Source organism: Paenibacillus sp. AR247 (assembly GCF_002968895.1).
Classification (GTDB): domain Bacteria; phylum Bacillota; class Bacilli; order Paenibacillales; family Paenibacillaceae; genus Paenibacillus_AQ; species Paenibacillus_AQ favisporus.
Genome location: NZ_PCZT01000024.1, coordinates 108,079 through 117,790, shown reverse-complemented (window position 1 = coordinate 117,790; position 9,712 = coordinate 108,079). Strand labels below are relative to the sequence as shown.

The window sequence follows — 9,712 nt, the reverse complement described above, 5'->3', positions numbered from 1 at the left end:
GGGGAAGAACGTCGCCGGTCCTGCGGTTTCCAGCCGGCCTTCAGGCAGCAAATACTCGTTCAAATTGGAGTATACGATGCTGAAGCCCCCCATAAATAGAATCCAGAGCAGCGGCGTCAGCGGCTTGGCGGTGCTGTACATGACGCTAATGGTCAGCATGCCTGCGGCTATGATGAATGGGGTCAGGCCGGCGACGACGGTCAGCCAGTTAATGCCCGTGATCACGAAGGAGATAGCCATATCATAGGTGTAATGATCGATGGTCGAGGTCAGAATAAGTACGTACGCCGAGAAGGCGATATAGATAGCAATCATAGCGATCCATACCTTCAGGCAGTTACCCAGCCATTTGGCGGCGATGAGGCGAAACCTCGGGATTGGGAGCGTCAGCCACCAGCCGTACGTATCGTTGGACCACTCTCTTTTAATGGAGCCGTATCCCAGGAAGAAAATCCAATAAGGGAACGCCAGCGTCATATACCAGAAGCTGCTCAGTTCTAGGTCATTGCGCGCCGCCAGATAGGTGGTGACGATGACCACAGCTGCGGCAACAATCAGGATATAAGCGGCGCACCATCTTCTGGATAATCGGACGCGGTTCAGTTTTCTCCAGCTGCCCCGCACCATAAACTCATGCTGGACAAGGTCCATAAACGTGCCTGATGACATCAACGCTGCCACTCCTTTGCGTACATTTTACGGAATACATCGCGCAGTGAACCGTATTCCGCCCTCAAGCTTTCGGTGTCGCCGGACCAGATCGCCTGACCCTGCTTCATCATGACCGTGTAATCGAACAACCCTTCAACCTCCTGAATATCATGGGTGCTGATCAGGACGGACTGCCCACTGTCCTCGAGGTAGTCGATGATACCGGCCACAATCGCCTCCCGTGACATGACGTCGATGCCGGTAAAAGGCTCGTCGAGAATAATAAGGGAAACTTCCCGGGCAAGGCACAGAATCAGCATAACCCTGGCTTCCTGACCCTTGCTCATTCCGCCGATTCTCGCATCCAATTCAACATCCATATAATCCGCCAGGCGGATGGCCTGTTCCATCGAGAAGCCTGACAGGAAGGACTGCCCCCATTCGAACGCCTGCCGCACCGTATGGTTCGGATACCAGCGGGCCCGGTCGGGGAGGTAGGCAATGTGGCGGTTGGTTTCCCAGCCGGGCTTCGAGCCGAGCACTTCCACGGTGCCCTGGTCTGGCCGGACGAGGCCGGTAAGCATCCGGAATAACGTGGATTTGCCGCAGCCATTCGGGCCCAGAATGCCGGTGATCCGCCCTTCGGGAACGGTGATGTTCAGCCCGTTGAGCGCCTGCTTCTTCCCATAGACCTTGCTCACTTGTTCGCATCGCAGTATCGGTGCCGTCATCGTATGGATCCTCCTTCCTCCGCGTCGTATTTTTGTTCAATATAGGACTGGATATCGTTCCAGGTTAGTCCGAGGCGTTCCATTTGATCCATAAAGCTGTCGATATATTTGGCTGCGAGCGCCGTTCGGAACGACCGGACATGAAGCTCTTGAGCCAGCTCGCGCACAGAAGGCATCTTGTCTCCCAATCCAATCTCTCCTTTGGCAATGGCGCTGCGCACCTGATCCAGAATTTGTTCATATAAAGGTTGGCTGAAGTCGATGTGGAACCGCAGCGGGCCAACCTGTTGGTCTTCCATGGCCTTCCCTCCTAAAAAGCTCTGCTGGTCTGGAAGCACAGCTTTCCTTCTCGGCATAAGCGCAAACGTTCAGGTCACTTATGTGATTTAAGTGTATTATATCACTTAATACACCTAATGCAATAGGCGATCAATATTTTGGTTAAAATCTTTTTCACACCGGTTTATGGCTATGAAGACTGGGGCAGCATTGCTGGTGCTCGTTGGATTCAGCCCGCGTTCCTGCGGGTAATAAAGAACTACAGGCGGAGCGGATAGGTTCCGCCGACCAACAACTTATACCGAGAGGAGCTGATCCTCATGGATCATAACGTATTCAAGGGAAAATGGAATCAACTGAAAGGCGAAGCCAAAAAGCAGTGGGGCGAGCTGACGGATGACGATTTGGATAAAATCGACGGCGAAAAGGACAAGCTGATCGGCAAGCTTCAGGAGCGCTATGGCCATACCAAGGACGCCGCGGAAAAAGAGTACCATGACTGGACGCGTTCGCGTCAGTTGTAGGCCTCTTCGTCCTGCGGTCGGCATGTGGAAACAACAAAAGGCGCAGCGAATCTCCGGCAACCGGGGAGCGCTGCGCTTCTTTCGGGTGTTCACCTACCTAACCCAAGTACGCCCTGCCCTCACCTGGATGACTTCAAGCACGCTATCCGCCATAGACTTACCTCAAAGGTCTGACCGGTTTACCCACAAGAAGATCTCCCCACTTACCCGGTATGGGCCGCAAAATCAGCCAGAATCCCCCAGCTTCGGCGGGCTGCCGCGGTAATCACGGCTTAGCCCGGCATCGTTTTATATATAAATTCTGGATATATGGATCTGCCATGATATGATATGAGAGCACGGCTAATATCCATCTTCAGGAGTGAGTACATGGATTTTTGCAAAATATTTCTTGGTAACACAGCCCTGCTCATAGCGGCAGCCTATATGGCCAACCTGGTCTACAAATATGGACTTGCCCGTGCCCCTAAACATGTGAAATACACCTGCTCGGTGCTGCTGATCATCTTTTGCGGATGGCTGAGCATGGTTTTCGGATACAAGCTTAGCGAAAATGTGATTTTCGATCTCCGGATCATACCCCTCATCATCGCGACGGTTGCTTACGCTGAGCCGGTGACGCTGGTCATTATCGGCATCGGCATCGGATTCGCGCGCCTTACGTTCGGCGTGAACGAGGCCTCGGTCGCCGGTTTGTTCAATCTGTGCATTTTGGGTGCTGCGGCGGCACTGCTCAATATTTGGATGAGACGCAAGGGGTTCAGTCTTGTGACCCGCGGCTTCCTGGCCATTCTGGTCTTGAACGTACTGAATTGTATCGATATTGCATTTTTAGGGGTTATTCCTGCCGCTCATTATTTTGAAACGATCATGCCGACCACGCTTCCGCTCACACTCTTGCTGAGTTTGATCTTTTCTTTAATCCTCCGCGATTTCCAGCTTGAAGCAGCCCGCACCATCCAGCTCAAACAAAGCAACGTGCTGCTGTCGGCCCAGGCCGAAGAGCTGCATCAGGCCAAGCGCGTGCTGGAGGAACGGGCCAAAGAGCTGGCGAGGTCCTCGCGCTACAAAACGGATTTTCTGGCGAACATGTCCCATGAGCTGCGCACTCCCTTGAACAGCATCATCAATTTTGCCGAGCTGATCAGCGACAACGACGACAGTCGCACCAAGGAGGAAATGGCTGAGTACGGTGAAATTATCCACCAGTCGGGCCATGAGCTGCTGCGCATCATCAACGACATTCTGGACTTGTCGAAGGTGGAGGCCGGACGTCTGGAAATCATGCATGAAGGGATGAATATCAGCGAAATCCCGCAGCTGCTGCAAATGCATTTTGAACTGGTCGCTCAAAAAGAAAACGTCGGCTTCTCCATCAAGCTGGACCCCTCGCTTCCGGAAACGTTTCGGACCGATCCGAGCCGGGTGCAGCAGATTTTAAAAAATTTACTGTCTAATGCGTTCAAGTTTACCCATCAGGGGAAGGTGAGCCTCGTCATTCGTGCGGAGCATAACCCGGAGGGAAAGCTTGCGGGCTCATGGATCGTGTTTGACGTTCAAGATACCGGAATCGGCATTTCGCCGCCGCAGCAGCGGCGGATCTTTGAAGCGTTCGCCCAAGCGGACGGCTCCATCAGCCGGAAATACGGCGGGACGGGCCTCGGGCTCTCAATCAGCCGGGACCTGGCACATCTGCTGGGTGGGTTTATCCGGCTGGAGAGCAAAGTGGGGAGGGGCAGCTGTTTTTCGCTCTATTTGCCGCTGGCCAATGAAGCGGAGGAATGTGCCACCCTGGAAATCACCCCATCCGTCGGCGGAGTGGAGCAGAAGGCGCTGCTTCCGGGACGCACCGGAACGGTTCCGAGCCTGGAATAGCCGTCCTTCCGCTGCTCATATATGCTGAGCGATCCTTGGAGCCAGAGCTGGAGAAGGTGGGTGAAGGGCAGCTTGCAATTGAGGCAGCCGCACGCCTGGAGCAGCGCGGTGCCGTATTGCAACTTGGCCGACCTCTGTTTACAATGAGAAGGATAGTACGAAGACGAAAGGGTGACTTCCATGAGTAAAAAGGTGATTTCGACCGAGTCCGCGCCAGGAGCGATCGGACCTTACAGCCAGGCCGTTCAGGTCGGCGACTTTATTTTCACATCGGGACAATTGGGGCTCGACCCGGCGACCGGTGAGTTTGGCAGCGGCGTTCAGGAGCAGGCCCGCCTGGCTCTGAACAACGTGAAGGCGATTCTTGAAGCAGCAGGGAGCAGCCTGGATCAAGTGGTCAAGACGACCGTGTTCCTGAAAGACATGAACGATTTTGCCGCGGTCAACGAGATTTACAGCTCTTTCTTCACCCAGCCTTACCCTGCGCGCAGTGCCGTTGAGGTCGCACGCTTGCCAAAAGACGGCTTGGTGGAAATCGAGACGATTGCCGCCGTTAAATAGATCGGAAGCTACATATCCTATAGAAAGCCGGACTTTGCCCGGGGCGCCGCCCCGTTCGCAAAGCCCGGCTTTTTTGTGTTGTTCATATCTCGGGTCTCCCCGCAAAATACCGGATATACGCCGAAGCCGAGGCCGCGCTTTGCGGGTTACATTCAGTCCCGATCCCGGCTTCGGGCGAAGAATAGATAGATGGCATAGACGAACAGAATGATCGCCAGGATGAGTGCGGCTATAAACGCCCGCTCCACCTGATCCTGCTGCTCTAGGGCAATGGCGACATAGCCCCATACGAAGACCAGCGGATAGATGCTGTCCCGGTAAGGGTAGCTGACCAGAATGGCGACCAGTGCACCGGCGAGCAGGAAAACCACGGCCCACACCAGCTCGCTCAATCCGAAGCCGTTCCAATCGTTCTTTTTCAGCACGATCGCGATATTAAGAATGACGGCTACGCTAAGCCAGCCGAAATACAGGCTGAAGGGAAGCTTGATCAGCCACATCTCTCCGGATGTCGGATAATAGATGCTGCGCGTCCGCCGATAGATGACAAACAGCGAGAGCAGCAGCAGTACCATGGCGACGAGCGACAGCTCGATATATTCATACTGCCACAAGAGCAGCCACGCGATGTTCAGCACGCAGGAGATGATAAACCAAGGACCGATGGACCGGACCGAATCCCGGGTTTCGGTGACCCGTCCGCTTTGATAGAGAAGAAAGCCAAGCAGCAGTACATAAATTAAGGACCAAATGGTAAAAGCATACCCTTCGGGCGTGATCATGGTTGGGTATTGGTCCGATATTTCCCCTGTCGTTTTTCCCCCGAGCACAGCAGTATTGGCCAGCGCGTTGACCACCATCGCGGCGACGAACGCGAGCCAGTTCCACCATTTATACGGATTGCTTCTAAGCATCGTACCAGCCTCCTGAAGTGATGTCTACGGCTTGCCGCAAAGCGGCCTTTCCCCTACAAATATACCCGAATTTGTCCCAAAAAGAACAAAATGATGCAGATTCAATCCTTGTCGATATAGGTAATTAAATGAAAAACCATGAAAGTGTAAGGAGTGAGGGCATGAACTCGAAAAAATCGTCCCAGCTGCTGCAGCAGCTCATTTTTGTCGGACCGTCGGCCCTGTGCTTCCTCGTCATTGTTGTCGTTCCCTTTCTTTTAGGACTGTATTATTCGTTTACCGACTGGAACGGGGTGTCGAGGCATGCGGGCTTGGTCGGCTTCCGCAATTATATCCACATTTTCACGGAAGACCCGGCGTTTCTGAATTCGTTCTGGTTTACCGTCAAATTTACCGTACTTGGAGTCATCCTAACCAATGTGCTCGGTTTTATTCTCGCCTATGTGCTGACGCGGTCGCTGCTGACGCGAAATGCGCTGCGGACCGTATTTTTTGTGCCTCATGTTATCGGGGGGCTGCTGCTCGGATTTATCTGGCAGTTCATCTTCGTGAAAGGGTTTTCTTCTGTCGGTGCGGCCACCGGGCTCTCCTTCTTCAAGCTGCCCTGGCTCGGCACCGAGGCGACGGCCTTCTGGGCGGTCGTCATCGTCTTTGTCTGGCAGAACGCCGGCTATTTGATGGTCATCTACATTTCCTCGCTGAACAATGTGCCGAAAAGCCTCATTGAGGCCGCTCAAATCGATGGTGCATCCAGGGCACAGGTTCTCCGGAAGATCACCGTTCCGCTGGTCATGCCGGCCGTGACGGTCTGTCTGTTCCTCGCCATTTCCTGGTCGTTCAAGCTCTTTGACCTGAATCTGTCGCTCACCAAGGGCGGTCCGTTCAAGTCAACCGAATCCGTCGCGCTGAACATTTACAATGAGGCGTTTAACATCAGCCGCTTTGGCATGGGTTCGGCGAAGGCGATTATCTTCTTTATCGTCGTGGCCTTGATTTCGATCCTTCAAGTGCGCGCCACGAAGCGCAAGGAGGTGGAAATATGATGCACACAAGCACCAATACAGGCACCAACACAGGCACCAAACGAGGTCCAAGCCCAAGAGCTGGCGCAAGCGCAAGCCGCGGGTATCGCGCCAAACGGCTGGTCCTTGAACTGCTGATGATTCTGCTGGCCCTGGTGTTCCTGGTGCCGTTCTACTTTCTGCTCGTCAATTCAGTCAAGTCCTTCGGCGATATTCTGACCAACTCCGCGGGCTGGCCGCATGCCTTTCTATGGAACAACTATGCACAGGCGTGGAAAATTACCGCCTTCCCGAAAGTGTTCGGCAACTCCCTGCTGATCGCGGTTATCAGCAACGTGCTGCTGTCCTTGATCAGCTCGATGGCGGCGTACCGGATGGTGCGCAGGGACACGGTGTTCAACCGGCTGCTGTTCGCTGCGTTTGTCGCCGCGATGGTCATTCCGTTCCAATCGATCATGATCCCGCTCGTTAAGGTCGTCAGCACGCTCGGCCTCATGGACACGAGAACCGGGCTGATCATCTGCTACCTCGGATTTGGCGCGCCGCTGTCCGTGTTTCTGTTCCACGGCTTCGTCAAATCGGTGCCGCGGGAGATCGAGGAGGCAGGCCGGGTGGATGGCTGCTCCACGTACGGCATTTTTTTTCGCATCGTCCTGCCCTTGATGCAGCCGATCATCGTCACCGTCATCATCCTGAACGCGCTGTGGATCTGGAACGATTATCTGATGCCGTCGCTCATTCTGCAGAGCCCGGGACGGCAGACGATCCCGATTGCGACCTATGCGTTCTTCGGCCAGTTTACGAAGCAGTGGGATCTTGCCCTGCCGGCGCTGGTGCTCGGCATTACGCCGATCGTCATCTTCTTCCTGGCCATGCAGAAGTACATTATCGAAGGCATCGCCCAGGGATCGGTGAAGGGCTGAACACAGCCCCAGTCCGTCCCGGCAGCCCAAGTATATTCCATAAAGGAGGTTATGCGGCATGAAGAAAAAGGCCTATACCGTTGGAGCCCGCCTTGGCGTGCTGCTGGCCTCGTTCGCCTTGCTGGTCGGATGCGGCAGCGGAAGTGGCAGCGGCGGGGTCAAGACCATTCATATTTTTCAGTTCAAGGTGGAAATTGCGGATGCATTAAATAACTAAAAGCGGAGTATGAGCAGTCCCACCCGGGGATCAAGCTGGATATACAGACCGTCGGCGGGGGCAGTGATTACGGCGCCTCGCTCCGGGCCAAATTCGCAGCCTCGAAAGAGCCGGACATCTTCAACATCGGCGGGTATGCCGAAATGGACATGTGGCAGGAATATTTGGAGGACTTGTCCGATCAGCCTTGGGTCAAGGACGTGAAGGACATCGCCAAAGAGCCGATGACCAAGGACGGCAAGCTGTACGGGCAGCCGATGAACCTGGAAGGGTACGGCTTTATTTATAACAAGGATTTGTTCAAGAAGGCCGGCATCACACAGCGTCCGACCACGCTCAGCGAGCTTGAGGAAGCGTGCAAGAAGCTAAAGGCGGCCGGAATTACCCCGTTTGCCAACGGGTATCAGGAAAACTTCGTGCTTGGCAACCATAACATCAACGTGGCTTTTGCCGACCAGAAGGACCCTGGCACCTTTATCCAGCATCTGAATGACAAGACGGAAACGTTCGCGGACAACGAAGTCGTGAAGCAGTGGTCGAACCTGCTCGACCTGACGCTGAAATATGGCAATCCAGGCCCGCTTACAACGGACTACAACACCCAGGTCACGATGTTCGCCAGCGGGGAAGCCGCCATGATGCAGCAGGGGAACTGGACCCAGGTGCAGATTGACGGCATTAATCCGAAGCTGAACCTGGGCATCCTGCCGATGCCGATCAATGACGATCCGCAGCTGGGGGACAAGCTGTACGTCGGCGTGCCGAACAACTGGGTCATCTATAAGGATTCACCGGTCAAGGAGGAGGCCAAGGAGTTTCTGAACTGGCTGGTGACCTCCGATACCGGGAAGAAGTACATTACGAAGGAGTTCAAATTCATTCCGGCCTTCAAGTCCATTAAAGGTACGGACGAAGACCTGGGACAGCTGGGCATGGAAGTGCAGAAGTACACCGACGAAGGCAAGACGCTGACCTGGAACTGGTTCCGGTTCCCGTTCGGCATGCAGCCCGAATTCGCCGCGGCCATGCAGGGATACATCGGCGGCAAAATCACGAAGCAGGAGATGTTTGAGCAGTTCCAGCAGAACTGGGACAACTTGAGCGTCCGCTAACGACCGCCGGGCTCAGTGCGTCTGAGCCGCGAGGTCCTTCCGGAACTCGTTGGGCGTGCGGCCTTCCTGCTTCTTGAACACCTTGCTGAAATATTTCTCGTCCTGATAACCGACCATTTCGGCAATCTGGGAGATGCGCAGCTGCGGATTGTGCAACAGCAGCTTGGCCTTCTCAATCCGGATCCGGGCGAGAAAGTCGGAGAGGTTCACATGGAATTCCTGCTTGAAGCGTCTGGAGATGTATTCCCGGCTGAGAAAAAAGCGCGCAGCCATTTCCTGCAGGGAAATATCCTCGGCATAATGGCTTTCCAGGTATGCGGCAATGTCGTGGATGATATGGTTCTCCCGCGAGTGCTTCTGTGTCAAAATGCGGCTGGCTGCGGTCAGCCGCCCTTCGTATTGGGAAGTCCACAGGTCATAGGACAACCGCCCATGCTTGTCGAGCGGAAGGGAGCGGGGCAGCTCCAGCAGGGCGTCCTTGTCGGGACTTGGCGCCGCTGCCTCGGCGCCCTGATCCATCCACTGCTTCAGCATCCAGTCCCACTCCGCGTTCCACTGCACCAGCTGCTCGGGCGTCACCCGATCGAGCTGCCGGACAGCCTGCATCCAGCCTTCCACGGCGGCGCTGATCTGCTCGGGGCTGCCGCTGAGCGCTGCCAGGCGGAACTGCTCCTCATGCGCGCTCAGGCGCAGGGGCCGCGGAGCTGCCGGGCCGGCGGCGCTCAGCGTATGCAGCCAGGCGGCGGGGTCCTGCAGGCTGCGCTGCCAGAGCGCCCGGTGCGCCTCCTGATAGGAGCGGGCGAGGCCCTCCGGGAACGGCTGGAAGGACCCGGCGCCGATATGCACGCTGCGGTGAAGGGTGGCGTCGATGCCGCGGTGGATGTCCTCCAGCAGGGGAGGACA

At 55.4% G+C, this 9,712-nt stretch carries 10 protein-coding genes and 1 pseudogene; 6 read left to right on the top strand and 5 right to left on the bottom strand.

Annotated elements, in window-relative coordinates:
• The 3 genes from CPT76_RS31335 to CPT76_RS31325 all read right to left on the bottom strand — a co-directional run.
• Positions 1-669 (bottom strand): ABC transporter permease subunit (locus tag CPT76_RS31335; protein WP_105445667.1); only part of this gene is annotated, 669 nt, incomplete at its 3' end.
• Positions 669-1,382 carry an ABC transporter ATP-binding protein gene (locus CPT76_RS31330; RefSeq protein ID WP_105445666.1) on the bottom strand — a complete coding sequence of 238 codons (714 nt, stop codon included), beginning with the start codon at positions 1,380-1,382 and terminating at the stop codon, positions 669-671. The genes CPT76_RS31330 and CPT76_RS31335, both read right to left, overlap by 1 nt.
• Positions 1,379-1,681 (bottom strand): GntR family transcriptional regulator, encoded by a 303-nt coding sequence (locus CPT76_RS31325; RefSeq protein ID WP_105445665.1) that lies wholly within the window; start codon positions 1,679-1,681, stop codon positions 1,379-1,381. Before CPT76_RS31325 ends, CPT76_RS31330 begins: the two co-directional genes overlap by 4 nt.
• A gap of 300 nt (positions 1,682-1,981) precedes the next feature.
• Between CPT76_RS31325 and CPT76_RS31320 the strand changes: the two genes are divergently transcribed.
• The 3 genes from CPT76_RS31320 to CPT76_RS31310 all read left to right on the top strand — a co-directional run bounded on the left by CPT76_RS31320 (position 1,982) and on the right by CPT76_RS31310 (position 4,621).
• The gene (locus tag CPT76_RS31320) at positions 1,982-2,185 is read left to right on the top strand and encodes a CsbD family protein (protein WP_105445664.1); all 204 of its coding nucleotides are present in this window, start codon (positions 1,982-1,984) and stop codon (positions 2,183-2,185) included.
• A gap of 369 nt (positions 2,186-2,554) precedes the next feature.
• Entirely contained in the window at positions 2,555-4,060 is a 1,506-nt protein-coding gene (locus CPT76_RS31315) for a sensor histidine kinase (protein WP_105445663.1), read from the top strand.
• Between the two features lie 180 nt (positions 4,061-4,240).
• The gene (locus tag CPT76_RS31310) at positions 4,241-4,621 is read left to right on the top strand and encodes a RidA family protein (RefSeq protein ID WP_105445662.1); all 381 of its coding nucleotides are present in this window, start codon (positions 4,241-4,243) and stop codon (positions 4,619-4,621) included.
• Positions 4,622-4,773: 152 nt separating this feature from the next.
• Here CPT76_RS31310 and CPT76_RS31305 read toward each other — a convergent pair whose 3' ends face one another.
• Positions 4,774-5,535, bottom strand: a complete 762-nt coding sequence (locus tag CPT76_RS31305; protein WP_105445661.1) for a tryptophan-rich sensory protein — start codon at positions 5,533-5,535, stop codon at positions 4,774-4,776.
• 161 nt (positions 5,536-5,696) lie between these two features.
• On the opposite strand from CPT76_RS31305, the gene CPT76_RS31300 reads away from it, so the two are divergent.
• The 3 genes and pseudogenes from CPT76_RS31300 (at position 5,697) to CPT76_RS31290 (ending at position 8,809) form a co-directional block, all read left to right on the top strand.
• The gene (locus tag CPT76_RS31300) at positions 5,697-6,578 is read left to right on the top strand and encodes a carbohydrate ABC transporter permease (protein WP_105445660.1); all 882 of its coding nucleotides are present in this window, start codon (positions 5,697-5,699) and stop codon (positions 6,576-6,578) included.
• Between the two features lie 116 nt (positions 6,579-6,694).
• Positions 6,695-7,480, top strand: coding sequence for a carbohydrate ABC transporter permease (locus CPT76_RS31295; RefSeq protein ID WP_258169032.1), 786 nt, complete (start codon positions 6,695-6,697; stop codon positions 7,478-7,480).
• A gap of 58 nt (positions 7,481-7,538) precedes the next feature.
• Positions 7,539-8,809, top strand: a pseudogene (locus CPT76_RS31290) (ABC transporter substrate-binding protein).
• A 12-nt stretch (positions 8,810-8,821) separates the two neighbouring features.
• Here CPT76_RS31290 and CPT76_RS31285 read toward each other — a convergent pair.
• Positions 8,822-9,712, bottom strand: an 891-nt coding sequence (locus tag CPT76_RS31285; protein WP_181153173.1) for a helix-turn-helix transcriptional regulator, incomplete at its 5' end; no start/stop codon positions are given.